Annotated in this window: 19 protein-coding genes; 8 read left to right on the forward strand and 11 right to left on the reverse strand. The window is 65.6% G+C overall.

All coding sequences use genetic code 11. The features are described from left to right. Window positions 1-11: 11 nt before the first annotated feature. The 5 genes from mlaE to B3098_RS13480 all read right to left on the reverse strand — a co-directional run bounded on the left by mlaE (window position 12) and on the right by B3098_RS13480 (window position 5320). Window positions 12-800 (reverse strand): lipid asymmetry maintenance ABC transporter permease subunit MlaE, encoded by a 789-nt coding sequence (gene mlaE / locus B3098_RS13460; protein ID WP_175123901.1) that lies wholly within the window; start codon window positions 798-800, stop codon window positions 12-14. Next, on the reverse strand, window positions 797-1633 hold the full coding sequence (locus B3098_RS13465) for an ABC transporter ATP-binding protein (protein ID WP_286896931.1): 837 nt from the start codon (window positions 1631-1633) through the stop codon (window positions 797-799). Before B3098_RS13465 ends, mlaE begins: the two co-directional genes overlap by 4 nt. Window positions 1634-2006: 373 nt before the next feature. After that, window positions 2007-3068: an NAD(P)H-dependent flavin oxidoreductase gene (locus B3098_RS13470; RefSeq protein ID WP_286896934.1), complete on the reverse strand. Its 1062-nt coding sequence runs from the start codon at window positions 3066-3068 to the stop codon at window positions 2007-2009. 18 nt (window positions 3069-3086) lie between these two features. Next, window positions 3087-4064: a Bug family tripartite tricarboxylate transporter substrate binding protein gene (locus tag B3098_RS13475; RefSeq protein ID WP_286896937.1), complete on the reverse strand. Its 978-nt coding sequence runs from the start codon at window positions 4062-4064 to the stop codon at window positions 3087-3089. A 26-nt stretch (window positions 4065-4090) separates the two neighbouring features. Further along, window positions 4091-5320: a YbfB/YjiJ family MFS transporter gene (locus B3098_RS13480; protein WP_286896939.1), complete on the reverse strand. Its 1230-nt coding sequence runs from the start codon at window positions 5318-5320 to the stop codon at window positions 4091-4093. 65 nt (window positions 5321-5385) lie between these two features. Here B3098_RS13480 and B3098_RS13485 point away from each other — a divergent pair, with 65 nt between their 5' ends. After that, window positions 5386-6258, forward strand: coding sequence for a LysR family transcriptional regulator (locus B3098_RS13485; protein ID WP_239215077.1), 873 nt, complete (start codon window positions 5386-5388; stop codon window positions 6256-6258). A gap of 39 nt (window positions 6259-6297) precedes the next feature. Here the strand turns inward: B3098_RS13485 and B3098_RS13490 are convergent, their stop codons facing one another. From B3098_RS13490 to B3098_RS13505, 4 genes are all read right to left on the reverse strand, one after another. After that, a complete protein-coding gene (locus B3098_RS13490; RefSeq protein WP_175123895.1) occupies window positions 6298-6939 on the reverse strand; it encodes an OmpW/AlkL family protein in 642 nt (213 codons plus the stop codon). Window positions 6940-7142: 203 nt separating this feature from the next. After that, a complete protein-coding gene (locus tag B3098_RS13495; protein ID WP_286896942.1) occupies window positions 7143-8609 on the reverse strand; it encodes a glutamate synthase subunit beta in 1467 nt (488 codons plus the stop codon). Between the two features lie 8 nt (window positions 8610-8617). After that, window positions 8618-13357, reverse strand: a complete 4740-nt coding sequence (locus B3098_RS13500) for a glutamate synthase-related protein (protein WP_175137067.1) — start codon at window positions 13355-13357, stop codon at window positions 8618-8620. 505 nt (window positions 13358-13862) lie between these two features. After that, window positions 13863-14627 (reverse strand): hypothetical protein, encoded by a 765-nt coding sequence (locus B3098_RS13505; protein WP_175123892.1) that lies wholly within the window; start codon window positions 14625-14627, stop codon window positions 13863-13865. A 238-nt stretch (window positions 14628-14865) separates the two neighbouring features. On the opposite strand from B3098_RS13505, the gene fghA reads away from it, so the two are divergent. The 3 genes from fghA (at window position 14866) to rpoH (ending at window position 17544) form a co-directional block, all read left to right on the forward strand. Further along, on the forward strand, window positions 14866-15732 hold the full coding sequence (fghA, locus tag B3098_RS13510) for an S-formylglutathione hydrolase (RefSeq protein ID WP_286896945.1): 867 nt from the start codon (window positions 14866-14868) through the stop codon (window positions 15730-15732). A gap of 97 nt (window positions 15733-15829) precedes the next feature. Next, window positions 15830-16519: a hypothetical protein gene (locus B3098_RS13515; RefSeq protein ID WP_286896948.1), complete on the forward strand. Its 690-nt coding sequence runs from the start codon at window positions 15830-15832 to the stop codon at window positions 16517-16519. A gap of 140 nt (window positions 16520-16659) precedes the next feature. Further along, on the forward strand, window positions 16660-17544 hold the full coding sequence (rpoH, locus tag B3098_RS13520) for an RNA polymerase sigma factor RpoH (RefSeq protein WP_175137069.1): 885 nt from the start codon (window positions 16660-16662) through the stop codon (window positions 17542-17544). Between the two features lie 358 nt (window positions 17545-17902). On the opposite strand, the gene cpdA is transcribed toward rpoH, so the two are convergent. Beyond that, a complete protein-coding gene (cpdA, locus tag B3098_RS13525; RefSeq protein ID WP_286896952.1) occupies window positions 17903-18742 on the reverse strand; it encodes a 3',5'-cyclic-AMP phosphodiesterase in 840 nt (279 codons plus the stop codon). A 197-nt stretch (window positions 18743-18939) separates the two neighbouring features. On the opposite strand from cpdA, the gene B3098_RS13530 reads away from it, so the two are divergent. Further along, complete coding sequence (locus B3098_RS13530; protein ID WP_286896955.1) at window positions 18940-21708, forward strand: cation:proton antiporter; 2769 nt, start codon at window positions 18940-18942, stop codon at window positions 21706-21708. A 91-nt stretch (window positions 21709-21799) separates the two neighbouring features. Here B3098_RS13530 and B3098_RS13535 read toward each other — a convergent pair whose 3' ends face one another. Further along, window positions 21800-22612: an NUDIX hydrolase gene (locus tag B3098_RS13535; protein WP_286896958.1), complete on the reverse strand. Its 813-nt coding sequence runs from the start codon at window positions 22610-22612 to the stop codon at window positions 21800-21802. A 288-nt stretch (window positions 22613-22900) separates the two neighbouring features. Here B3098_RS13535 and coxB point away from each other — a divergent pair, with 288 nt between their 5' ends. From coxB to B3098_RS13550, 3 genes are all read left to right on the forward strand, one after another. Further along, window positions 22901-24058, forward strand: coding sequence for a cytochrome c oxidase subunit II (gene coxB, locus B3098_RS13540; RefSeq protein ID WP_175137072.1), 1158 nt, complete (start codon window positions 22901-22903; stop codon window positions 24056-24058). 104 nt (window positions 24059-24162) lie between these two features. Then, entirely contained in the window at window positions 24163-25770 is a 1608-nt protein-coding gene (ctaD, locus tag B3098_RS13545) for a cytochrome c oxidase subunit I (RefSeq protein WP_175123886.1), read from the forward strand. Between the two features lie 30 nt (window positions 25771-25800). Further along, window positions 25801-25926 (forward strand): cytochrome oxidase small assembly protein, encoded by a 126-nt coding sequence (locus tag B3098_RS13550; RefSeq protein ID WP_217467855.1) that lies wholly within the window; start codon window positions 25801-25803, stop codon window positions 25924-25926. The last annotated feature ends 10 nt before the right edge of the window (window positions 25927-25936 follow it).

Here is a 25936-nt window from a genome sequence, read left to right on the forward strand (position 1 = left end):
ATCGATCCGTATCAATTTCCAAACATCAAGGCGGTGAGCAGGAAGTCCAGCCCGAGAACCGCCAGGGAGCCCACGACCACGGTGCGCGTGGTGGCGCGGGCAACGCCTTCGGGGGTGGGCTTGGCCTGCCAGCCTTCATAAAGCGCCACCAGCGTCACCGTGACGCCGAAGACGACGCTCTTGATGGCGCCGTTGGCGACGTCTTTCCATACATCGACGCCGTTCTGCATCTGCGACCAGAAGGCGCCTGCGTCTACACCGATGAGCAGCACGCCCACGACCCAGCCGCCCAGGATGCCCACCATGGAGAACACGGCCGCCAGGATGGGCATGGCGATGATGCCGCCCCACAGGCGCGGCACGAGCACGCGGCGGATCGGGTCGACGGCCATGACTTCCATGGCCGACAGCTGTTCGCCCGCTTTCATCAGCCCGATCTCGGCGGTGAGCGAGGTGCCGGCGCGCCCTGCAAAGAGCAGCGCAGTGACCACCGGACCCAGTTCGCGCACCAGCGACAGGGCCACCAGCAAGCCCAATGCCTCCTCGGAGCCGTAGCGGTTCAGCGTGTAATAACCCTGCAGACCCAGCACGAAGCCCACGAACATGCCGGAGACGGCAATGATCAGCAGCGAATAATTGCCGATGAAGTGGACCTGTTGCGACACCAGGCGCGGCCGCGACAGCGCGATGCCGCTGCGCGCCAGCATGGCGCCGAAGAAGCGGGTGAAGTAGCCGATGCCGGCGACGCGGGAGCGCACCCAGTGGCCCAGTACGGCGACGGCGTTATTGGAAGCGCTCATGCTTTGCGCCCTTTCTGTTGCGACAGCCATTTCTGGAAGGCGGGCGTTTCGGGATACTGGAACGCGACCGGACCGTCCGGCTGGCCCTTGAGGAATTGCTGGACGTAGGGGTCCGGCGAGGCGGCCAGCATCTGCGGCGTGCCGGCGGCAGCCAGTTGGCCGCGGCCCACCAGATAGACCTGGTCCGCGATGGCAAAGGATTCCTGCACGTCGTGGGTGATCAGCACCGAGGCGCAGCCCAGCCGGTCGGCAAGGCTGCGGATCAGGCGGGCGGTGATGCCCAGCGAGATCGGGTCCAGCCCCGCGAAGGGTTCGTCGTACAGGATGAGTTCCGGCTCAAGCACCACGGCGCGGGCCAGTGCCACGCGCCGCGCCATGCCGCCGGATATTTCGGAGACCTTCAGGTGCGCGGCGGCGCGCAGGCCGACGGCGTCCAGCTTGTCGAGCACGCGGTCGGTGACCTCTGCCTCGCTGATACGGGTGTGTTCGCGCAGCGGAAACGCCACGTTTTCGAAGACGTTCAGGTCGGTGAACAGCGCGCCCTGCTGGAACAGCACGCCCATGCGCTTGCGCAGGGATTGCACTTCGGCGCGGGAGGCGGTGCCGATATCCTGGCCGAATGCCAGCACGCGGCCCTGCTGGGCGGTGATCTGGCCGGTGGCCGCGCGCAGCAGCGTGGTCTTGCCGGAACCGGAGCCGCCCATGACTGCCACCACCTGGCCTGCCCGGACGTCCATGGAAATATCGCGCAAGACGGTGAAATCACCGTAGCCAAGCGCCACACCTTCCAGGCGCAGGGCGAATTCCGGGGTGCTGCTGGTTTGAGCGGGCATGGGCAACGAAAGGGAGTTTCGGCGGCGGAGCTTGCCCTGCGGTCCTGTCGACACGCGGGACCGAGGGCCTGGCCGGCGCGGGCAAGACAGACTGCGTCGGGAAGCGCCCTGTTACTCAGATACCGGGGCAAGCGTAAGCGTTCGCTCCCGGCGGCGAGGCGCCATTGTAGCCCGACGCTGTGTAATCACAATTGGAGCGGCCGCCCGTGGAACAGTGTTTTCGGCTTCAGGAACAATTGGGTCGTCGCCGTTTCGGTGCTGATGGCGTTTGCCGATGCTCCATGGGTGTCTGACACCCTTGAGGCACTGGCCCGGCACACACGGCTCCTACACGGGTGTCAGACACCCATTCCGGACAGACCGCCGCCAGCCCTCAACGTCGCGCCTGAGCCGCCGCCGTTTCCCGGGCCAGCCGCTGGATCAATTCCGCCGTCGACTCGCGACGCGCCAGCGGCGCGCCCTGGCCGGCCCACAGGGACAGGACATTGATGTTGCCGCTCTTGCCGCCCGCCGTGCGCATGGGCCGGGTCAGGGCGTTCTGCAGCGGATACGGCAGGACGTCGCCGCCGATGGCGTCCACATCACGCATGAAGGCATTGGCGATGCCGCGCGCCGGACGGCCGGAGAAGCCGCGGGTGATCCGGGATTGTTCGGCGCGGGAGGCCGCCACGACCGCCTTGTAGGCGTCGCTGATGCCGGATTCTTCCGTGGTGAGGAAGGCCGTCCCCATTTGGGCGAAGTCGGCGCCCAGCGCCAGGGCGGCCGCGATGCCGCGCCCGTCCATGATCCCGCCCGACGCGATGACTGGCACCGAGACGGCGTCCGCCACCTGCGGGACCAGCGCCATGGTGCCGATCATGGACGCCTCGAACGTGTCGAGGAACGTGCCGCGGTGGCCGCCTGCCTCCGCGCCCTGCGCCACGATGGCGTCAACGCCGTCCTGCTCCAGCGCTTGCGCCTCGCGGACGGTCGTGGCCGTGCCCACGGTCAGAATGCCGAGTTCGCGGCAGCGGGCCAGCGCTTCGGCCGGCAGGCGGCCGAAGGTGAAGCTGAGGACGGCGGGCCGGATGCGCAGCACGGCCTCGAGCTGGCCCGGCAGCGGGTCGGCCTGCGGGCCGGGGGCCTCGGGCGCCGGCAGACCAAGTTGCTCGTGATAGCGCGCCATCAGGGCCAGCATCCGGCTCGCATCGCCCTGCATGGGCTCTGGCGGCACGGATGCGAACAGGTTGATGGCGAACGGGCGATCCGTGCGGGCGCGGACCCCTTCGGCCGCCGCCTCGATCTGTTCGGGCGTCATGTACGCCCCGCCGAGCGATCCCAGGGCACCCGCCTTCGATGCCTCCGCCACCATGTCCACCGTGGTGGCGCCGCCCGCCATGGGCGCCTGGATGATGGGATGGGTCAGCTTGAGCAGTTCAATCAAAGGGGTAGCCATGGGAAAACTCCTGGGAGGTTATTGGAGCTGGATGTTTCCAGCCTTGATGACGTGCGCCCACTTGTCGCTTTCGGTTTTGATGAAGGCGGCGAATTCCTCGGGCGTGCCGCCGCCGGCCTGGCTGCCGGTGTCGGCAATGGCCTTCTGCACATCCGGGTCCTTCAGGATGCGGTTGAATTCGGCATTGAGCTTGGCGATGATCGGCGCGGGCGTACCGGCGGGCGCCACGATGCCCTGCCAGTTGTAGGACTCGAAGCCCGGCAGGCCGGATTCGGCCATGGTGGGCACATCGGGCAGCACGTCCAGGCGCTTGGCGGACGTGACGGCGATCGGGTGGATCTTCTTGCCCTGAATGGCGGGCAGCGCGGAATAGCCCATTTCGAACATCATCGCGATGTGGCCGCCCATGAGATCTGTCGCGGCCAGGCTGCCGCCCTTGTAGGGCACGTGGACGATGTCGATGTTGGCCTGCTCGCGGAACATCTCGCCCGACAAGTGGTGCGCGCCGCCCACGCCGGACGAGCCGAAGGTCAGCTTGCCCGGTTCCTTCTTGGCCAGTGCGATCAGGTCGGCCAGCGTCTTGACCGGCAGTTCGTTGTTCACGCTCAGGACCAGCGGGCTGTTCTCGATCAGGATGATTGGGGCCAGATCCTTTTGCGGGTTGTAGGGCATTTCATTCATCAGCGACGGGTTGACCGCCATCGGGGCCAGGTTGCCCGTGCCGATCGTGTAGCCGTCCGGGGCCGCCTTGGCGATGAGGTTGGTGCCGACCACGCCGCCTGCGCCCGCCTTGTTTTCGACAACGATGGGCTGGCCCAGCGATTCGCCCAGCTTGCGGGCCAAGAGGCGCACGCGGGTGTCGGCAAAACCGCCCGGCGCGTAGGGCACGATCATGGTCACGGGTTTGGCGGGCCATTCGCCGTTCTGGGCTTGGGCAGCGCCGCCAAAGGCGGCGGTGGCGGCCAGGGCGGCGATCAGGGGGCGTAGTGCTTTCATGCTGGGGACTCCTCGTTACCTGCTTTCTAATTGCTGTGTGGTTGGCCCGAAGGGCCGATGGCATTATGCCCAGCGCCATTGCCGTCTGTCGTGACTTTTCCCAGCCCCCAGGCCGACGCCGCCAGCAACGCCGCGCTGGCCGCCAGCACCTGCGGCAGGCCGGCGCCCCAGCGCGCCGCCCACGAGGCCAGCAACGGCCCCAGAATCTGCCCCGCCGCAAACGCCGCCGTCATGATGGCCGCCGCCCGCGGCGCCGCCGGGCCGGACAGGCGGCGCGCGGTCAGCATGCCCGCCTGCGTGATCACCATGAACGTGCCGCCGACCAGCAGCGCCGCGACGATCACGGCGGCGATGTGATGCCACAGCGCCACGGTCAGCATGCCGGCCGCCATCAGCGCCTGCGCGCCACGCCACACCTGCCGGTCGTCACGGCCGCGCGCCAGCCGCGGGACCAGCAGGCACGACAGCGCCGCCGCCATGCCGAAAAGAGGCCAGGCCCAGCCGAAGATCGCCGGGTCGGGAAAGATCTCTTTGGCCATGGCCGGCAGAAAGGTGGCGGGAATGATGTAGCCGACTCCGAAGACACCGTAGTGCAGCGACAGCGCGGCGATGCCGCGCGGCAGGCGGGTTTGCGGCGCGTCAGCAGCCGTCCGTCGCACGGGAGGCGATTGCCGGCTGAGTCCGGGCCACGCCGCCACGGACAACGCCAGCGCCAGGCCGCCCAGCGCGGTCCAGGTCACCCCGGCGCTCGCGTGCGAGGCCATCAAGGCCAGACAGGCCAACCCCGTCAGCGCAATGCCCGCGCCCACGCCGGCATACGTCACCGCCGAAGCCGCGGCCTCGCGCGGGTCGCCGGCGGGCACCGGCCGCCATGCGACGACGCAGATGAAGGCACTGGCGCTGGCATAGCCGGCCGCCAGCCGCAGCACCGACCAGCCCGCCACGCTGTTGAGCATTGGCATGGCCAGCGTCAGCGCGGCCACGGCGGCCAGGCTGACCGCCAGCGTGACGCGCAGCCGGCGCACCGGCCAGACGATCGCCGCCAGTGCGCCCAACAGATAGCCCGCGTAATTGGCCGACGCCATCCAGCCGCCCTGCGCCAGCGACAGGCCGGACTCCTGCGCCATCAGCGGCCATACCGGCGTGAAGGCGAAACGGCCGATGCCCATGGCCGCCGCCAGCGCAAGCGCCGCGGGCCAAGCCAGGCTTGCAGCGCTGGCGGAAGGGCGGGGGGAAGGGTAAGCAGGCGTTGACATGGAGCCTACTCTACGGCTGTACTTATATCTTGAATAGTGAATTATTAAGAACGTGAGTTCCCAAAATGAGAAACTTGGATCTCGACGCGCTGCAAATCTTCAAGACCGTGGCGGATCAGGGTGGCGTGGCGCGCGCCGCCGCGCATCTGAACCGGGTGCAGTCCAATGTGTCGACGCGCCTGAAGCAGCTGGAATCCTCGCTGGGAACGCCGCTCTTTCGGCGGCAGAACCGCCGGCTGGTGCTGTCGGATCAGGGCCGCGTGCTGCTGTCCTACGCCGACCGTCTGCTGCGCCTGTCCGATGAGGCGCAGGCGGCCGTCCGGGAAGGCGCCCTGCAGGGCGTGCTGCGCATCGGCACCATGGAAAGCACGGCCGCCGCCCGCCTGCCCCCCATCCTGGCGGCCTATCACGCGGCCTGGCCGCAGGTGCGGATCGAGCTGGTCACCGGCACCTCGGGCGCATTGGCCGCCAAAGTGCGCAATTACGAGATCGAGGCTGCCTTCGTGGCGCAACCCTTCCCCGCAGAGGGACTGGCGGCGATGGATGCGTTCAGGGAGGAACTGGCGCTGATCTCGCCGTTGGCGTGGGATCCGATCGGCAGTCCGAAAGACCTGGGCAACCGCAGCGTCATCGCCTTCGCGGCGGGCTGCTCATACCGGCGCATCCTGGAATCGTGGTTGAACCAGGAGGGCATTGCGCCCGGCAAGGTGATGGAGTTTGCGTCGTATCACGCCATCGTGGCGTGTGTGGCAGCGGGAACCGGGGTGGCGATCGTGCCGCGGTCCGTGCTGGCGGTGCTGGGGGCGGAGCATTCGGTGCGCGTGGGCGCGTTGTCCGGGTCCCATGGGCAGGCGCTTACCCAGCTGATCTGGCGCGCCGACGACGACACGCCGGCATTGCAGGCGCTGCGCAGCCGGCTTGCGCCGCCCCAGAATTGATAGATGCGCGCGGGGCCGCGCGCATCGTCAGGTCCGCTATCAGAAGCGATAACCAACGCCCACCGTGGCCACCCACGGATCGATGCGCGCGGTACCGACGCGTTCGCCGTCCAGCGTCACCTTCGACTTGATGTCGATGTAGCGGATGTCGGCGTTCATGAACCAGCGATCATTGATCTTGATGTCCGCGCCCAGTTGCGCGGCCACGCCCCAGGAATCGCCCAGCTTCAGGTTCGAGCCCTTGAGCGCGCCCTCGGCCTTGGTGTCGAAGAAGTGGGTGTAGTTGATGCCGACGCCGATGTACGGCTGGATCATGCTGTCGGGCAGGATGTGCCATTGCAGGCTGAGCGTGGGGGGCAGTTGCTTGGAGGAGCCGATCTTGCCCAGGCCGCCGCTGCCGCTGACGTCATGCTGGAAGGGCCAGGCGCCCAGCAGTTCGATGCCGATGTTGCGGGTGGCCATGTAGGCCAGGGTGAAGCTGGGGCGCACATTGTTGTTCACGTCCAGCTTGACGCTGCCGTCGAGCACGGTGCCATTGTTTTGCGAGGGGCGGACTTGCGTGACGCCGACGCGGAACAGCACGTCGCCCGCTTCGTGGGCGTGGGCGGGAGCGGCAAAGGCGCCGGCAGCGATCAAACCGGCAATGGCGGTGGCGCGGATACGCCCGTTCAGCGAAAACATTTTCTTCTCCGATCTTTCCGTGTGGGGTGAGACGACAGGTTCTCAGACCGCCCCGTCCCCGTTCTTGACTTGTGTCAATTCGTGAAAAGACCGTTTTCAGAAAGTGGTTATGTCGCAACAACTGCGGTTAACCGCAACGCAAGGGCAAAAAAAACGCCGCCGGTGCGCGAGGCAACCGGCGGCGTTGATATGTCGCAATACGATCAACGCGGCAATTCACTGCTTCCCATCAGGTAGGCGTCGACCGAGCGCGCACACTGGCGGCCTTCGCGGATGGCCCACACGACCAGCGACTGGCCGCGGCGCATGTCGCCGGCGGTGAAGACCTTTTCCACATTGGTGCGGTAGTCGTCGGTGTTGGCGCGCACATTGCCGCGGCCATCGCGATCCACGCCGAACGCGTCCAGCACGTTCTGCACCGGCGACACGAAGCCCATGGCCAGCAGCACCAGATCCGCCTTGATCTCGAACTCCGAGCCTTCGACTTCGCGCATCTTCATCTGGCCGGTGGCGTCGTCCTTGAACCATTCGACGCGCGCGCCGACCAGCTTCTCGACCTTGCCGTTGGCGCCCTTGAGCAGCTTGGTGGTCACCGACCAGTCGCGGTCGCAGCCTTCCTCGTGCGAGGACGACGTGCGCATCTTCAGCGGCCAGTACGGCCACGTCATGGCCTTGTTTTCGGACTCGGGCGGCTGGGGCATCAGTTCGAACTGCGTGACCGATGCGGCGCCGTGGCGGTTGCTGGTGCCGACGCAGTCGGAACCCGTATCGCCGCCGCCGATCACCACCACGTGCTTGCCCTTGGCCAGCGTCTGGTTGGTGAGGCGGTCGCCCGCCACGGCCTTGTTCTGCTGACGCAGGAAGTCCATGGCGAAGTACACGCCTTCGAGCTCGCGGCCAGGCACCGGCAGGTCACGCGGCGTTTCCGATCCCCCGCTCATCACGACGGCGTCGAATTCGGCCATCAGCGATTTCGGCGTGCGCACCGTCAGGCCATCGGCAACGGGATCCTTCGGATCGCCGACGTAGGTCGACGGCGCGAATTCCACACCCTCGGCTTCCATCTGCGAGATGCGGCGGTCGATCTGGTGCTTCTCGAGCTTGAAGTCGGGGATGCCGTAGCGCAGCAGGCCGCCGATGCGGTCGCTCTTTTCGAACAGGGTCACGGAGTGGCCGGCGCGCGCCAGTTGCTGCGCGCATGCCATGCCGGCAGGGCCCGAGCCCACGACGGCGACCTTCTTGCCCGTCTTGCGCGCCGGCACTTGCGGCGCGACCCAGCCTTCGGCCCAACCCTTGTCGATGATCGCGTGCTCGATGGACTTGATGCCCACGGCGTCGCTGTTGATGTTCAAGGTACAGGCGGCTTCGCAGGGCGCCGGGCAGATGCGGCCCGTGAACTCCGGGAAGTTGTTGGTGGAATGCAGGACATCCAGCGCGCGGCGCCAGTCCTGCTTGTACACCAGGTCATTCCAGTCCGGGATGATGTTGTTGACCGGGCAGCCGTTGTTGCAGAACGGGATGCCGCAGTCCATGCAGCGCGCCGCCTGCTGCTTGGCCTGATCGTCGGTCAGGTGCAGCACGAATTCGCGCCAGTTCTTCAGCCGCTTCTGCGGGGCCTCGGAGGCCTCCTGCAGACGCTGAAATTCCATAAATCCAGTGATCTTTCCCATGGTATCCCTCACGCAGCCAGTTGTTGCGGGTTGGCTGCACGCCACATTTCACCCAATGCGCGGCGGTAGTCCGTCGGCATGATCTTCACGAATTTGCCGCGCGAGGCTTCCCAGTCGCCCAGGATTTCGCGGGCACGGTAGCTGCCGGTGTAGCGGAAGTGATCTTCCACCAGGCGGCGCAGGATGGACTCGTCCGTCTCGCGTTCGCCACCGCGCTGCGCGCTGTGCCAGATGTCGATGTTGTTCAGCGACTGCTGCTCGGCGTGCGGCACCACCGATTCCAGTTCCACCATCGACAGGTTCACACGGTGCTTGAGCGTGCGGTCCGGATCCCAGACGTACGCCACGCCGCCGGACATGCCCGCCGCGAAGTTGCGGCCGGTGGAACCCAGCACGACGACGGTGCCGCCGGTCATGTATTCGCAGCCGTGGTCGCCGGTGCCTTCCACGACGGTGGCCGCGCCCGAGTTGCGCACGGCGAAACGCTCGCCCGCCACGCCGTTGAAGAACGCCTCGCCTGCCAGCGCGCCGTACAGCACGGTGTTGCCGGCAATGATGTGGTCGGGTCCGAAGCCGCGGAAGTCGTTGGGCGAGCGCACGATGATGCGGCCGCCGGACAGACCCTTGCCCACGTAGTCGTTGCCTTCGCCCACCAGATCCATCGTGATGCCGTGCGCCAGGAACGCGCCGAAGCTCTGGCCGGCGGTGCCGTTGCACTGGATGTGGATGGTGTCGTCGGGCAGGCCGTCATGGCCGTAGCGCGAGGCCACGGCGCCGGACAGCATCGCGCCGATCGTGCGGTTGCGGTTGCGCACCGGCACGATGAACGACACCTTCTCGCCACGCTCCAGCGCGGGCTTGCTGCGCTCGATCAGCAGGTGATCCAGCGCGCCGGCCAAGCCGTGGTCCTGCTCTTCGGTCTGATGCACTTCGGCGTCGGACACCGTCTGGTGGAACACGCGGGTGAAGTCCAGCCCTTGCGCCTTCCAGTGCTCAACGCCCGAACGCATGTCCAGCAGATCGGCGCGGCCGATCAGGTCGTCGAACTTGCGGATGCCCAGTTGGGCCATGATTTCGCGGACTTCTTCGGCGATGAAGAAGAAGAAGTTCACGACGTGCTCGGGCTTGCCCTGGAACTTCTTGCGCAGCGCGGGATCCTGCGTGGCCACGCCCACCGGGCAGGTGTTCAGGTGGCACTTGCGCATCATGATGCAGCCTTCGACGACCAGCGGCGCGGTCGCGAAGCCGAATTCGTCGGCGCCCAGCAGCGCGCCGATGACGACGTCGCGGCCGGTCTTCATCTGGCCGTCGGCCTGCACGCGGATGCGGCTGCGCAGGCGGTTCAGCACCAGCGTTTGCTGCGTTTCGGCCAGGCCCAGTTCCCAGGGCGTGCCCACGTGCTTGATGGACGACACCGGCGACGCGCCCGTGCCGCCATCATGGCCGGCGATCACGACGTGGTCGGCCTTGGCCTTGGCCACGCCCGCGGCCACCGTGCCCACGCCGACTTCGGACACCAGCTTGACCGAGATCGAGGACTTGGAATTGACGTTCTTCAGGTCGTGGATCAGCTGCGCCAGATCTTCGATCGAGTAGATGTCATGGTGCGGCGGGGGCGAGATGAGGCCCACGCCGGGCACCGAGTAGCGCAGCTTGGCGATGTATTCCGACACCTTGTGGCCGGGCAGCTGGCCGCCTTCGCCGGGCTTGGCGCCCTGCGCCATCTTGATCTGGATCTGGTCGGCGGACGACAGGTACTCGGCGGTCACGCCGAAACGGCCCGACGCCACCTGCTTGATCTTCGAACGCAGCGAGTCGCCCCGCTTGAGTTCGACGTCGGCTTCGATGCGGTCCGTGCCCAGCACCGAGGCCAGCGTGTCGCCGTCCTTGATGGTGCTCTTGCCTTCGCGCATTTCGGCGCGGTAGCGCAGTTCGTCCTCGCCGCCTTCGCCGGTGTTCGACTTGCCGCCGATGCGGTTCATGGCAACGGCCAGCACCGAGTGGGCTTCGGTCGAAATCGAGCCCAGCGACATGGCGCCGGTGGCAAAGCGCTTGACGATTTCCTTGGCCGGCTCGACGTCGTCCAGCGGGATGGCGCGCGACGGGTCGAAGCGGAACTCGAACAGGCCGCGCAGCGTCATGTGGCGACGGCTCTGGTCGTTGATGATCTGCGCGTACTCCTTGTACGTGCGGTAGTTGTTGGCGCGCGACGCGTGCTGCAGCTTGGCGATCGAATCCGGCGTCCACATGTGCTCTTCGCCGCGGACGCGGTAGGCGTATTCGCCGCCGGCGTCCAGGTCGTTGGCAAGCACGGGGTCGGTGCTGAAGGCGGCGCGGTGCTGGCGCAGCGCTTCTTCGGCGACCTGGAAGATGCCGATGCCTTCGATGTTGGAAGCGGTGCCGGTGAAGTACTTGTTCACCAGGGCGCTCTGCAGGCCAACGGCTTCGAAGATCTGCGCGCCGGTGTAGGACATGTACGTGGAAATGCCCATCTTGGACATGACCTTGTTCAGGCCCTTGCCCAGCGCCTTGATGTAGTTCTTCACGGCCTTTTCGGGATCATTCATCTTGCCCAGCGATTCGAGCGCCAGGTAGGGGTGAATGGCTTCGGCGCCGTAGCCGCCCAGAAGCGCGAAGTGATGCACTTCGCGGGCCGACCCGGTTTCGACGACGAGACCCGTGTTGGTGCGCAGGCCGGCGCGGATCAGGTGCTGGTGCACGGCCGACGTGGCCAGCAGCGCGGGGATGGCCACGCGCTCGCTGTCGACCAGGCGGTCCGACACGATCAGGATGTTGTAGCCGCTGCGCACCGCGTCGACGGCGCGCGCGCACAGGGCCGCCACGCGGGCTTCGATGCCCTCGGGACCCCAGGCGGCGGGGTACGTGATGTCCAGTTCAAAGCTGCGGAATTTCTTGCCCGTGACCTGGTCGATGTCGCGGATCTGCGCCATGGCGGCGAAGTCCAGCACCGGCTGGGACACTTCCAGACGCAGCGGCGGGTTGACGTTGTTGATGTCCAGCAGGTTCGGCTTGGGACCGATGAAGGACACCAGCGACATCACGAGCTGTTCGCGAATCGGGTCGATCGGCGGGTTCGTGACCTGGGCGAACAGCTGGCGGAAATAGTTGTAGAACGGCTTGGCGCGGTCCGACAGCACGGCCAGCGGGGCGTCGTTGCCCATCGAGCCGATGACTTCTTCGCCGCTCGACGCCATGGGTTCCAGGATGAACTTGTAGTCTTCCTGGGTCCAGCCAAACGCCTGTTGGCGGTCCAGCAGCGACACGGCCGATTGCGTGGCCACGGCGACCTGACGCGGCGCGGGCAGCGATTCCAGCTTGATCTGCAGGCGTTCGATCCACTGGCGGTACGGACGGCTGTTGGCCAACTGCAGCTTGATCTCGGCGTCGTCGATGATGCGGCCTTGTTCCAGGTCGATCAGGAACATCTTGCCCGGCTGCAGGCGCCACTTCTTGACGATGCGGTTTTCGGGGATCGACAGCGTGCCGGCTTCGGAAGCCAGGATGACCATGTCGTCGTCGGTGACCAGGTAGCGGGCAGGACGCAGGCCGTTGCGGTCCAGCGTGGCGCCGATCTGGCGGCCATCGGTGAACGCGACCGCGGCGGGGCCGTCCCACGGCTCCATCATGGCGGCGTGGTACTCATAGAAAGCGCGGCGGCTTTCGTCCATCTGCGTGTGCTGTTCCCAGGCTTCCGGGATCATCATCATCATGGCGTGGGCCAGCGAGTAGCCCGAATTCACCAGCAGTTCCAGGCAGTTGTCGAACGTTGCTGTGTCCGACTGGCCTTCGTAGACGATGGGGTACAGCTTTTTCAGATCGTCGCCCAGCACGGCCGACTGCATCATGCCTTCGCGGGCGCGCAGCCAGTTGAAGTTGCCCTTGACCGTGTTGATTTCACCGTTGTGGGCAATCATGCGGTACGGGTGGGCCAGCGGCCAGGCGGGGAACGTGTTGGTCGAGAAACGCTGGTGGACCAGCGCCAGCGCGGACACCGTGCGGGTGTCGGCCAGGTCGCGGTAGTAGCGGCCGACCTGATCGGCCAGCAGCAGGCCCTTGTAGACCACGGTACGCACCGAGGCCGAGGGCACGAAGTATTCCTTGCCGTGCGCCAGATGCATGTTCTGGATGGCGTGGCTGGCGGTCTTGCGGATGACGTAGAGCTTGCGTTCCAGCGCGTCCGGCACCATCACGTCGGCGCCGCGGCCGATGAACAGCTGGCGGATCACGGGTTCGCAGTCGCGGACGGTGGGCGACATGGGCATGTCGACATCCACCGGCACGTCGCGCCAGCCCAGCACGACCTGGCCCTCGGCGCGCACCGAGCGCTCCAGTTCCTGTTCGCAGGCCAGGCGCGAGGCCGTTTCCTTGGGCAGGAACACCATGGCCACGCCGTACTCGCCGGGCGGGGGCAGGATGATGCCTTGCTGGCTGAGTTCGTCGCGGTACAGCGTGTCGGGGATCTGGATCAGGATGCCTGCGCCGTCGCCCATGAGCTTGTCTGCGCCGACCGCGCCGCGGTGGTCCAGGTTCTCAAGAATCTTCAGACCCTGCTGGATGATCGCGTGGCTTTTCTTGCCCTTGATGTGGGCAACGAAGCCGACGCCGCAGGCATCATGTTCGTTCTTGGGGTTGTACAGGCCCTGAGCCGGAGGCAGGCCGATGCGCGTCGCATCGATGGCAACTGCCTTGGAGGTGGGACAGGATTCGGTCGGGGTAATTTGGGGCATGGCGCGCTCCGCAGTGGGCCTGCGTCTAATGTTGCAGTGCAGGAGTCGGACAATACCCCCGACGCAAGTGGGGTGCAACAGGAACAAACGGGGTATGACCCTAATTAAATAGTTGCGCCGTCATAGTGCATGAATATAGGGACACAACAACGGCCGCGCCGTTATTGGCTGTCGCCGGAGCAGGTCTTTTGTCGCAGTCAGTCGGGCGTCCAAAGCGGTGCAAAATCACGCTATACGTCCCTATTTAAAAGGATGTTTTTTCTGTGCGCGATCAATGTCAGGTGTGGCGAAATTGCACCTTGTCGTCGCGCAGGTCCCGCGATGATGTGAATCAAGCGCACGCGCGGATCGCGCTTTTGCGGCGCAGATGTCGTCAAGCGCACGTGCAGATCGCGTTCTTGCGGCGCCGACTCCGCGAGTTGCCCGAATGCCTTCCTGCGCCAGCGCGGCACCGCAATGCCTGGACGCAGACAAACAAAACCCGCCGTGATGGCGGGTCGGGGGGTCAGGAGTTGTTGACCGGTGGTGTGGTGGTCGGTGGCGTCGGCGGGCTGGACTCATTGTCCGCGGGCGCCGCGGCCGGCTTCTTGCGGGGCCGGCCACGCTGGCCGGGCGCCACACGCCGGCTGGCCGTATGAGCCAGGCTGGCAATAAAGCTGGGACCGCCCAGCGCCCACTGGCCAGAGACCGCCTGGTCGATGCGTTGGGTTTCCTCGCGCGACAGCCCATCCTGAAGCCGCTTGCGGTAATTGGCCTGCCGGTCAAACGGCGTGTTGCCGCAAGCCCAGTAGTCGGCGTGATCGGACTGCCATTGGGCCGGCGCGGCGCTGGTGTTGCCGGTATGGCTGGACGCGGACGACCAGGGCCACGAATCGGGGTCCTGCGAAGCCCCGCTGCGAACCGGATACGTTTCCAGCCAGACCAGCGAGGGCAGCACCCACGCGCCGGGTTCCAGCAACGCCGACCGGTATCGGCCGGCGAACACCCGCCCGCCGCGCAGCCGCGCCGCAAGATTGCGGCCCAGCGTCTGCATCAGCCGCGGCAGGCCTTCTTCGTCTGCGGGCGTGGCAAGCAGCAGGATGCGGTCGTTGGCGAGGAGCCAGCCGTGCACCGATACGCGGTGCCGCTGGGCCGACTCGCCCAGCCACGTGGCGAGCTGATTCAGGATGTCGGCGGGCGCGGGTTGCGATGGCGCCGCCAACGGCTGAATAAAGTTGGCCTGCACCAGTTGGGGCAGCCCAGGGGCATACAGACGGGGCAGACGGGCCATAGTGTCAGGGCTTGCGTATCAGGAAGAACGGGTTGTCTTCACACACGGTATATAAATAGTGCCACGGTGGGCGCTGGTCAAGTGCCGTGATCACAATCTGAGCGCGGAATCGTATTTTTTTGTGGCGAGCGCTCATTGAGGGGCAGGTTAACATTCGGCGACGGAACGTCGCACCGTGGATTCCCCTAATCCGCCGACGTTTTATCCACCTCGATTTTTTCTTTTCCGGAGCAAGCCCATGGCCGCGTCCCTCGAACTCATCTCGCAGCATCGGTGCTTCGGCGGCACGCAGCGCTACTACCGCCACGACTCCACCGAGATCGGCCTGCCCATGCGGTTTTCCGTGTACGTGCCGCCGCAGGCCGAGCACGGCCCGGTGCCGGTGCTGTTCTACCTGGCGGGCCTGACCTGCACCGAAGAAACGTTCATGATCAAGGCCGGCGCGCAGCGGCTGGCAGCGGAATTGGGCGTCATGCTGGTGGCGCCCGACACCAGCCCCCGCGGCGCTGGCGTACCCGGCGAGGACGAAAGCTGGGACCTGGGCACCGGCGCCGGCTTCTATGTCGACGCCACCACGACTGCATGGCGCGATCACTACCGCATGTACAGCTACGTCACGCAAGAACTGCATGGCATCGTCACCGGCGGCGCACTGCCGGGCGACGCGTCGCGCACCGGCATCTTCGGACACTCCATGGGCGGCCACGGCGCGCTGGTGCTGGCGCTGCGCAATCCCGGCAAGTTCCGTTCGGTGTCGGCGTTTGCACCGATCGCGGCGCCCAGCCAATGCCCGTGGGGCAAAAAGGCGTTCGGCGCCTACCTGGGCGCGCAAACCGAAGACTGGGCGGCCTACGACGCGTCCGCCCTGATGCGCGGCCTGCAGCAGCCCTTCCCCGGCGGCATCCTCATCGACCAGGGCGAAGCCGACCAATTTCTGGCCGAACAGTTGTATCCCGAGGTATTCGAGGCGGCCTGCGCCGCCGCCGGACAGCCGCTCACCCTGCGTCGCCAGGCCGGCTACGACCACGGCTATTACTTCATCTCGACGTTCATCGAGGATCACATCCGGTTTCACGTCGAACGGCTTGGAAAACCGGGCGCCTGAAGACGCGCTTCTATACTGGGAAGCCTGCCGCGGCGGGTGGCGGCTTCCTGCGCCCGCCGCGCTGTACGACGCGGCGGCTTGAATAGGAACGCCTGATTTGATCAACGGAATTGCTCCCTTCGCCTGGATCCTGCTGGGCGCCGTCATCGTCCTGTTGCCCGGCATCGTCATGCTGCTGGGCAGGGGTGGTCCCCGCGACGAACGCGGACGCCGCATGTTCCAGTTCCGGCCCGTGCGCCGCGCATGCGGCCTGCTGCTGGTATGCCTGGGATGCGTATCGGGCCTGCTCGCGTTGTCGCTGGTGCAGTTCGTTCGCCTGACAACCGACCAGCCGGTCGCCCGCATCGACATCCGCCAACAGGCCGAGGGTCAGTTCCAGGTCAACGCCAATGCCCCGGGCATCGGCGACAAGCAATATGTACTTTACGGCGACCAGTGGCAGATCGACGCCCGGGTCGTGCGCTGGAAACTGCCGGCGCTCATGGCCGGCATGCCGCCCCTGTATCGGCTGGAGCGCCTGTCGGGCCGCTACAGCGATGCCGCCCGCGAAGCGACGGCCACGCGCTCGGTGCATCCCCTGGACGACTGGCCCGCGCCGGACCTCGGATCCCTGAAGAAAAGTTTTCCGAACTGGTTCCCCTTTGTCGATGTCCAATTTGGCAGCGGCGCCTACATGCCCCTGTTCGACGGGGCCCGTTACCAGGTCTTCATGGACCCGCGCGGCGCGCTCTTCATCCGTCCGGACGGCGAAGCCACCGCCGAAGGGCTGAAGCGCCTCGGGTGGTGAACCGCCCCGGCTCTCGAATAAACGGGGACGCGTCGCGGAACTGAAACTTTGACGCGTCGCAACAGTCGAATTAGCACTCCTATTACTTGAGTGCTAACATCAAATTCATGTCGTTTTCTCGCCATCCGGAGACCCCCGCTATGAAGCAACCCAGTACCTCGTTGACCGCCTCCGGCAACGCTCTGGCGTTGGCCATCGCCAATCCGGGCGCTCTCGGTACGATCGACGCTTATATTTCCGCCGTCAACCGCCTGCCGGTGTTGTCCGCGGATCGCGAAACGGAACTCGGCCGCCGCCTGCGCGACCAGGAAGATCTGGGCGCCGCCCGCGAGCTGATTCTTTCGCACCTGCGTCTTGTGGTGTCCGTGGCCCGTCAGTATCTGGGTTACGGCCTGCCCCACGCCGACCTCATCCAGGAAGGCAACGTCGGCCTCATGAAGGCCGTCAAGCGTTTCGACCCCGAGCGCGGCGTGCGCCTGGTGTCCTTCGCGGTTCACTGGATCAAGGCCGAAATCCACGAATACATCATCCGCAACTGGCGGCTGGTCAAGGTGGCTACGACCAAGGCGCAGCGCAAACTGTTCTTCAATCTGCGCAGCATGCGTCCCGACGGCCAGACCCTGGATCCTGAACAGGTCGACCACATCGCTCGCGAGCTGAACGTGCGCAACGAAGACGTGAGCGAAATGGAAGTCCGCATGTCCGGCCGCGACATGTCGCTGGAAAACCAGGACGACGACGACGACAGCTACGCGCCGATCGCCTACCTGTCCGACGAAGGCCGCCAGGAACCCACGCGCGTGCTCGAGCGCGCTGCGCGCGATCACCTGCAAAGCGCCGGCCTGACCACCGCGCTTGAAGCGCTGGATCCGCGCTCGCGCCGCATCGTCGAAGCCCGCTGGCTGCAGGACGACGGCGGCGCCACCCTGCACGAGCTTGCGCAAGAGTTCGGCGTGTCGGCCGAACGCATTCGCCAGATCGAAGCGGCGGCGCTCAAGAAGATGCGCGGCAACCTCGCCTCGTGATTGCTGTCCCGCGCATGGAAAAGGCCGCACATTGCGGCCTTTTTCTTTGGCGCCTGACATAGCGCGCCGCGTTCAGCAGCCGGCCGATGACAACGGGACGGCCAATAAATTGATACAAATTCGGGGGCAAATTTTCTGCGTTCGCAGAAACTAAATGAGGAAGGCGCCGCCTAACTTCATGTAGACCGCGAACTTCGGTTAGCAGTCTTGTCATCCGTCTCGGCTTCTCCTCTTTCCCCTCCCCTATGAGACGGATGCTTGCGGGGCACCTAGCATATCGGTGCCCCGTTTTTTATGCGCGCTCGGAACGCAGCGCCCATAAAAAACGGCGCCTGTTTCGACGCCGTCCTCGCATAGATCAAGCCGCGCGCGCGCTGTCTGGCGGTTGCAGCGCGGAGTGCCACAGCGCGTCCTGCACGCGGCGCACGCCGGTCGCCATCGATCCATCCTGATAAAGCTTGATCCACCGGTAACCCGGCGCCATGTTGTCGACGATATGCTTGCCGTCGCGGATGCTGAACTGAAAGCATGTGGACGGCGTGGCCAGCATGCGCAGGTTGTGGCGGCGGCGGTCGAACTCGTGGTGCACATGGCCCCACAGCAGCACGCGCACCTGCGGAAACCGTGCCAGCAGCTTGAAGAGCGCCTGCGGGTTGTCGATCATCATCGAGTCATGCCAGTGGCTGTCGATCTGCATCGGGTTGTGGTGCATCGCCACCAGCGTGTGGCGGTTGGTCGCCTGGGCCAGCGCCGCTTCCAGCATGTCGAGTTCACTGTTGCACAGATGGCCGGCGTTCGAGCCGGGCACCGTCGTGTCCAGCGTGACGACGCGCCATGCGCCCACGTCCGTCACCGGCATCGACCAATCGGACAATTCCTGGCGCAGGACGGCCGGTTGATCGTGATTGCCCGGCAGGCAACGGATCGTTGCACGATCCAGCGCGGCCGATTCGGACAGGATGCGCGCAAAGCGCTGGTAGTCCGCAGCCTCGCCATCCTGCGACAGGTCGCCGGTGGCGAGCAGCAGGTCGGGATGCTTGCCATCGGCCTCGATCTGGCGCAGCACGGCGCGCAGGCTGGCGTCGGTATTGACGCCCAGCATCGACGTTTCGGGCTCGCCGAACAGATGGCTATCGGTCAACTGGACGAGCATCGCGGGCGCGTCGTGGCGCCGGGTCAAGGTGTGGATGCGTGCCACGTGCCGCTCCTGCAAAAGTTCGCGTGATGCCACATTACCCAAAAAACATGGCGCGGCACGTTTCGCAAGCGTCCATTGGGGTAACGAAACGTGCATTCTCCTCGATTCCCGTCACGCCCCGGCCGCGAGCGCCGGAAAAAAGCCGCTATTCTTGTGGAACTTTCCACACGCACTACGATCGGGACGCGGCGCTACCCATGGATGTTGGTTTTCTTGTATTTGGTCTTGCGGGCCTGCTCACGCTGGTCTGCTTCATGCCGCCCCTGGCCGGCCGCGTCAAGCTGCCCTATTCGGTGCTGCTCGCCATCGTTGGCTGTCTGCTCGGGATCGTGATTCACGTGCACGGCTGGGCGCCGGCCTGGATCGGCGACTTTCTCGATTCGCTGGAGCGCTTCGAGATCTCGTCAGAGACCTTCCTGATGGTGTTCCTGCCGGTGCTGCTCTTTGAGACGGCGCTGTCGATGAACGTGCGGCGTCTGATGGACGACATCGGTCCGATCCTGATGATGGCCATCGTGGCCGTGGTCGTCTGCACGGTTGTGGTCGGCGTGACGCTGGACGCCATCTCGCCCTATGGGCTGGTGGTGTGCTTGCTGCTCGGCGCCATCGTGGCCACGACCGACCCGGTGGCGGTGGTCGGCATCTTTCGCGAGGTGGGCGCGCCCAAGCGCCTGACCACGCTGGTCGAGGGCGAGAGCCTGTTCAACGATGCGGCGTCCATCGCGCTGTATTCGGTGCTGCTGGCGGTGCTGAGTGGCAAGGGCGAATTGTCCGTCAGCGGCATCTTCAACGACTTCATCGTGCACTTCATCGGCGGCGGCGTGGCCGGCTTTGCGATGGGGCGTCTGGCCTGCTTCCTGTTTGCCTGGCTGCGCGGCTTTCCTACTGCCGAGATCACGCTGACCCTGACGCTGGCCTACCTGTCCTTCTTCATCTCCGAGCATTACCTGAACGTCTCGGGTGTGGTGGCCACGGTGATCGCGGGCCTGGTGGTGGGTTCCACCGGCCGCACGCGCATGTCGCCGACCACCTTCGAGCATCTGTCCAGCGCGTGGGAGCAGTTTGGCTTCTGGGCCAACTCCCTCATCTTCCTGTTTGCGGCGATGCTGATCCCCAAGCTGATGGCCGCGGCCGATTGGCAGGAACTGGTGCTGGTGGGCGTGGTGTTCGTGGTGACGCTGGTGGCGCGTGCGATTGTGGTGTTCGGGCTGCTGCCGCTTTTGGGTCTGACGCGGCTGGGCACCAAGGTCAGCAATCCGTACAAGGTGGTGATGCTGTGGGGCGGCCTGCGCGGCGCCGTGTCGCTGGCGCTGGCGCTGGCGGTGACCGAACAGACCGGCGTGCCCGAAGAGGCGCGCCAGTTCATTGCCGTGGCGACCACGGGCTTTGTGCTGATGACCTTGTTCGTCAACGGCATCAGCCTGCGGCCGCTGATCCGGATGCTGGGGCTGAACCAGCTGTCGCCCGTCGAGCGCACCATCCGCAACCAGGTGCTGGCCGTGGCGCTGGAAGACCTGCAGGGCAAGACCGAGGAAGTGGCCAAGGCCGAGCATATCGGCAACGAAGTGCGTGACCGCATCCGTGCGGTGTTCGACGCCAGCCTGGCCAGCGTGCACGACGGCCGGGTCAGCCAGATGACCGACGAGCAGCGCGTGGCCGTGGGCTTGGCGATCGTGGCGCAGCGCGAAGAGGAAATGTTCTTCGACATCCTGAAGGCGCAGATCGTGGACTGGCGCATGGCGGAAACGCTGCTGGCGCGGGCCGAGCGGCTGGAAGACGCCATCCGGCTGGGCGGCGTGGAGGGCTTTGAGCGCGCTATTGCTGCCGACGTCCGCTATTCGACGGGCTTCCGGCTGGCGCTGCGGCTGCATTACGTATTCGGATTCCAGGGATGGCTGGCGCGCGAGCTCGGCCAGCGCTTTGCCAACCTGATGAGCAAGCGGTCGGTCGCGCAGCGCCTGATCGGCTTTGCCCGCGAACAGATCACGCCGCTGCTGGGCGAAGAGGCCACGCAGCGCATCGTGTCGCTGCATCAGCGCCGCCTGGACCTGATCGAGAACGCGATGCAGGCGCTGAACCTGCAATATCCGTCGTACGCCCAATGGCTGCAGGAAAGCTACTTGGGCCGCGTGGCGCGCGAGCTTGAACGCATCCGCTACCGCGACATGCTTGAGCAGTTCCTGATCAGCGGCGAAGTCTATGCCGACCTGACCGAGCAACTGAAAAGCCGCTGGGCGCACATCGACAAGCATCCCCCGCTGGACATCGAAATGAGTGCGGCCGAACTCATCAAGCGCGTGCCGCTTTTTGAAGGCCTGTCGCCCGATTCGCTGCGCGCCATCAGCAAGCTGCTCAAGCCGCGCCTGGCCCTGCCCGACCAGCGGGTGTTGACCAAGGGGCGGCACGGCGAGGAGATGTGCTTTGTGGCGTCGGGCGCGGTGGCGGTCCATCTGCCCGACAACACCATGATCGAACTGGGCAGCGGCGAATTCTTTGGCGAACTGGGCTTGCTAGGCGAAGAGCAACTGACGCCGGACGTGACATCGCTGGGGTACAGCAAGCTGCTGATGCTGTCCTCGCGCGATTTCCATGCGCTGCTGGCCCGCGACGAAAACCTGCGCGATCGCATTCAGGTCGTGGCCAAGCAGCGTCTGCGGGCGATTGAAGTCTGGAAGCAGTTTTCGCAGGCTTCCGCGGCGGCGGCCACGCCCGCGCCGGTGGCGGGGCCTAGCTCCGCGCAGGCGGCCGAAGCGGCGGAAGCGGCCGGCGCAGGCGGTCCGCCGGAAGGCGAGGACCTGCGGGCGGCGCGTGAACTGCGCGGCGAGCCGGCTGACGGCGGAGAGGTGCCGGGCGCCGATGCGTTGGGCGCCAATGCGTCGGGCGCCGGTGCGTCGGGCGCCGATGCCCCGGACGCCGCTGCGCCGAGCGGCCCCGTGCTGGGAACGCCGGAACCAGCGTCCCGCTAGCCGCACTCTGCCGGGCGCGCCACCGCGCGCGTGCCGGCAGTTTCATTTGAGGGAGAGGGCCCGCCCCGTGCGCGTGGCCCGATTCAGCGGTTCAGATCTTGATGTCGCCGGCGGCCTGGCGCCGCATGATGTCTTCGACCAGCACCAGGGCCGCTTCCAGCGTGAACTCGCCTTCGGCGATATGGTGCAAGGCCGTCGCGACGTCGACGGTGGCGATTTCCATGACCTCGCCATCACGGTTGGCGGGCTGCGCGTCCGGCGCCAGGATGCACGTGCTGGTCAGCACATCTTCCACCTGATAGCCCTCGGGCAGCCGGCGGTGGATGCGCAAAATCGTGCGCAGCGGCGTGCGGCGCGCGAGGTCGGGTTCGTCCAGGCCGGCTTCTTCGCCGCATTCGCGCACCAGCGCCAGTTCCAGATCCTCGCCCCTTCCTGCCAGTCCACCGACCAGCGTGTCCCACATACCGGGATCGGTCGACTTGCTGAGCGAGCGCCGGGCGACCCACAGCTTGCCGTCGGGCGTCCACGCATTCAGATGCACGGCCTTGGTCAACAGACCGAGCGGCCGCACTGCTGCGCGTTCGATGACGCCCAGCGGCTCGTCGCCATCCAGAACGTCCAGCAATTCATCGCGCCAGCCGCGCAGGCAGTTGGCTTGGCGCAACAGTTCCGCGGCCTGTTCCAGCACGGCGTCCAGCGCATTGCCGGGGGCAAGGCCCTCGCCGATACGCAGCGCCGTGTCGTCCGCGTGCGTTTGCGGCGCATCGCGCAGCGCGTCGCAGGCTGCGTGCGTGGCCCAGCCGCAGCGGCGCCCCGCTATATATAAAGCGCGCGCGCCTTCTGGGGCGGGCTCCTGCGCGCGGGCGCACAGGGCGGCATACAAATCGGGCAACTGCTTTTGCATCGTGGCGCCAAGGAGATGAGGTTGCGGGCGATTTTAAGCCACCCGGTTTACGGCCCGTAGTCAAGGGGCGAGCGCACATGGGGGCGGGCCGCATGAATTCAAGAGCACTAAATTACATCTGTTTGCGCGTCCGCTATAATCCGCCAGTTTCTTTGTGATTTCGAGAGGGAACGACAGGGCCGCTCTATCTCCCTGCATCGCCCTGCCATCTAATAATTGCGTGTTGCCCGTATTCCGGTGACTTCCGCCACCAGCAAATGGGCCTTCGCGCCGTATTTCGAGGTAAGCATGAAGAAGTGGAGAGGGATACTGGGGGCTTGTGCGATGCTGATTGGCGGCGTGGCCGGTGCCCAGGTGCAAAACATGCCCGGCGGTCCGAAGGTCAATCAGCTGAACCTGCATGAAGGCGTCACCGCGATTTCGCGCGACATCATGTGGCTGCATTGGTTGCTGCTCACGATCTGTATTGTGATTTTCATCGGCGTCTTTGGAGTGATGTTCTACTCCATCTGGGCGCACCGGAAGTCCCGCGGCCACAAGGCGGCGACCTTCCACGAACACCTGGGCGTCGAAGTCGCCTGGACTGTCATCCCCTTCATCATCGTCATCGCCATGGCGCTGCCGGCCACCAAGACGGTCGTCGCCATGAAAGACACTTCCAGCGCGGACCTGACCGTCAAGGTCACCGGCTATCAATGGAAGTGGGGCTACGAATATCTGGACGGCTCGGCCGCCGGCATCAAGTTTCTCTCCACGCTTTCCACGCCGCGCGCCCAGATCGAGAACCGCGAGCCCAAGGGCGAGTTCTATCTGATGGAAGTGGACAACCACCTGGTCGTCCCCGCCAACAAGAAGATCCGCATCGTCCTCACGGCGGCCGACGTCATCCACTCGTGGATGGTTCCGGACTTCGGCGTGAAGCAGGACGCCATCCCCGGGTTCCTGCGCGACACCTGGTTCAACGCCGAAAAGCCTGGCATCTATCGCGGCCAGTGCGCGGAATTGTGCGGCAAGGACCACGCCTTCATGCCCATCGTCGTGGAAGTCCTGGCGCAGCCCGACTACGATAAGTGGGTTGAAGACCAAAAGAAGAAGATGGCGGCAAACGCCGACGATCCCAATAAAGAGTGGACGGAAGCTGAACTGGTTGCCCGCGGCGAAAAGGTTTTCGCGGCAAATTGCGTGGCCTGCCACCAGGCCAACGGCAAGGGCATTCCCGGTTCCTTCCCGCCGCTCGACGGAGACAAGGTTGTTCTGGGCCCCAAGGGGGAGCAGATCAACACCGTGCTGAAGGGCAAGCCCGGCACCGCCATGGCGGCGTTCGGCGGGCAGCTCAACGATGTCGAGATCGCAGCGGTCATCAGCTATACGCGCCATGCCTGGAGCAACGCCGGCAAGGGGCAGGACCCGACGGTTCTTCCGAAGGACATCACGCCCGCGCGCTGATTGCGCGTGGGCCGTTCCTTCACCGGTAGAACCGGTTCCGTTTAGTCAGAGATACCCTGCCGCCCCGTTGAACGGGGCTGGCACTCAGCAGGAAGGAGTCCATCATGAGCAGCGTCACTGTAGACCACGTGTCGCCGGGCCACGGCCACGGTCACGATGACCACCACCACGGCGTGCCCACGGGCTGGCGCCGGTGGCTTTTTGCAACGAACCACAAAGACATCGGGACGATGTATCTCATCTTCTCGTTCGTCATGCTTCTGGAGGGCGGCACGCTCGCCCTTCTGCTGCGCACCGAGCTCTTCGAGCCCGGCCTGCAGTTCTTCCGCCCCGAGCTGTTCAACCAGTTCACCACGATGCACGGCCTGATCATGGTGTTCGGCGCGATCATGCCGGCCTTCGTGGGCTTTGCGAACTGGATGATTCCGATGCAGATCGGCGCATCCGACATGGCGTTCGCGCGGATGAACAACTTCAGCTTCTGGCTGCTGCCGGTCGCCGCGATCATGCTGACCGCCTCGTTCTTCGTGCCGGGCGGCGCCACCGCCGCGGGCTGGACGCTGTACGCGCCGCTGTCGCTGCAGATGGGCCCCGGCATGGACCTGGCCATCTTCGCCATCCACATCATGGGCGCGTCGTCCATCATGGGCGCGATCAACATCATCGTGACCATCCTGAACATGCGCGCGCCCGGCCTGACGCTGATGAAGATGCCGCTGTTCTGCTGGACCTGGCTGATCACGGCGTTCCTGCTGCTGGCTGTGATGCCGGTGCTGGCCGCCGCCATCACCATGGTGCTGACCGACCGCCACTTCGGCACGGGCTTCTTCAATGCCGCCGCCGGCGGTGACCCGGTCCTGTACCAGCACGTGTTCTGGTTCTTCGGGCACCCCGAGGTCTACATCATGATCTTGCCGGCGTTCGGCATCGTGTCGGCCATCGTGCCTGCGTTCGCCCGCAAGAAGCTCTTCGGCTACGCCTCGATGGTGTACGCCACCGCCTCCATCGCCGTGCTGTCGTTCATCGTGTGGGCGCACCACATGTTCACGACGGGCATGCCGGTGACCGGTCAGCTCTACTTCATGTACGCCACCATGCTCATCTCCATCCCGACCGGGGTGAAGGTGTTCAACTGGGTCGCGACGATGTGGCGCGGTTCCATGACGTTCGAGACGCCGATGCTGTTTTCCATCGGCTTCATCTTCGTGTTCACGATGGGCGGCTTTACCGGTCTGATCCTGTCCGTGGCCCCGATCGACATCCAGGTCCACGACACCTATTACGTGGTGGCGCACTTCCACTACGTGCTGGTGGCCGGTTCCCTGTTCGCGCTGTTTGCCGGCGCCTACTACTGGGTGCCCAAGTGGACGGGCCGCATGTACAGCGAAAAGCTGGGCAAGCTGCACTTCTGGTCGACGCTGATCTCGTTCAACGTAACCTTCTTCCCGATGCACTTCCTGGGTCTGGCCGGCATGCCGCGCCGTTACGCCGACTACGCCGCGCAGTTCACGACGTTCCATCAGCTCGCCACCATCGGCGCGTTCTGGTTCGGCCTGTCGCAGCTGATTTTCCTGGTTGCGATCCTGCGCTGCTACATGGGCAAGGGTGAACCGGCCCCGGCCAAGCCGTGGGAAGGCGCCGAAGGACTGGAATGGACGGTGCCGTCGCCCGCGCCGTTCCACACCTTCGAAACGCCGCCCGAAGTGAAGTAAATCCCTATCCATGTTCCAGGTAGCACAGCAATGACACCCGAGCAGCGCCGCCGTAACAAGATCGCAGGACTGGTTCTTCTGGTTTTCGTCGTTGCCGTGTTTGCCTGGACGGTGATCCGCGGTTCGGCCTTGCTGACCGGCAAGGCCGTCGGCTAGGAGCCGGGGC

The sequence above is a fragment of the Achromobacter sp. UBA2119 genome (genome assembly GCF_002331005.1).
GTDB lineage: Bacteria > Pseudomonadota > Gammaproteobacteria > Burkholderiales > Burkholderiaceae_B > Achromobacter > Achromobacter animicus.

Bases quoted from the DNA above. Each gene is read 5' to 3' on its own strand.
- B3098_RS13475 (WP_286896937.1), bottom strand. From the start codon at position 4,064: ATGAAAGCACTACGCCCCCTGATCGCCGCCCTGGCCGCCACCGCCGCC.
- B3098_RS13500 (WP_175137067.1), bottom strand. From the start codon at position 13,357: ATGCCCCAAATTACCCCGACCGAATCCTGTCCCACCTCCAAGGCAGTT.
- B3098_RS13490 (WP_175123895.1), bottom strand. From the start codon at position 6,939: ATGTTTTCGCTGAACGGGCGTATCCGCGCCACCGCCATTGCCGGTTTG.
- B3098_RS13550 (WP_217467855.1), top strand. From the start codon at position 25,801: ATGACACCCGAGCAGCGCCGCCGTAACAAGATCGCAGGACTGGTTCTT.
- fghA (WP_286896945.1), top strand. From the start codon at position 14,866: ATGGCCGCGTCCCTCGAACTCATCTCGCAGCATCGGTGCTTCGGCGGC.
- B3098_RS13465 (WP_286896931.1), bottom strand. From the start codon at position 1,633: ATGCCCGCTCAAACCAGCAGCACCCCGGAATTCGCCCTGCGCCTGGAA.
- B3098_RS13535 (WP_286896958.1), bottom strand. From the start codon at position 22,612: ATGCAAAAGCAGTTGCCCGATTTGTATGCCGCCCTGTGCGCCCGCGCG.
- rpoH (WP_175137069.1), top strand. From the start codon at position 16,660: ATGAAGCAACCCAGTACCTCGTTGACCGCCTCCGGCAACGCTCTGGCG.
- ctaD (WP_175123886.1), top strand. From the start codon at position 24,163: ATGAGCAGCGTCACTGTAGACCACGTGTCGCCGGGCCACGGCCACGGT.
- B3098_RS13495 (WP_286896942.1), bottom strand. From the start codon at position 8,609: ATGGGAAAGATCACTGGATTTATGGAATTTCAGCGTCTGCAGGAGGCC.
- B3098_RS13530 (WP_286896955.1), top strand. From the start codon at position 18,940: ATGGATGTTGGTTTTCTTGTATTTGGTCTTGCGGGCCTGCTCACGCTG.
- B3098_RS13480 (WP_286896939.1), bottom strand. From the start codon at position 5,320: ATGTCAACGCCTGCTTACCCTTCCCCCCGCCCTTCCGCCAGCGCTGCA.
- B3098_RS13485 (WP_239215077.1), top strand. From the start codon at position 5,386: ATGAGAAACTTGGATCTCGACGCGCTGCAAATCTTCAAGACCGTGGCG.
- B3098_RS13505 (WP_175123892.1), bottom strand. From the start codon at position 14,627: ATGGCCCGTCTGCCCCGTCTGTATGCCCCTGGGCTGCCCCAACTGGTG.
- B3098_RS13470 (WP_286896934.1), bottom strand. From the start codon at position 3,068: ATGGCTACCCCTTTGATTGAACTGCTCAAGCTGACCCATCCCATCATC.
- mlaE (WP_175123901.1), bottom strand. From the start codon at position 800: ATGAGCGCTTCCAATAACGCCGTCGCCGTACTGGGCCACTGGGTGCGC.
- coxB (WP_175137072.1), top strand. From the start codon at position 22,901: ATGAAGAAGTGGAGAGGGATACTGGGGGCTTGTGCGATGCTGATTGGC.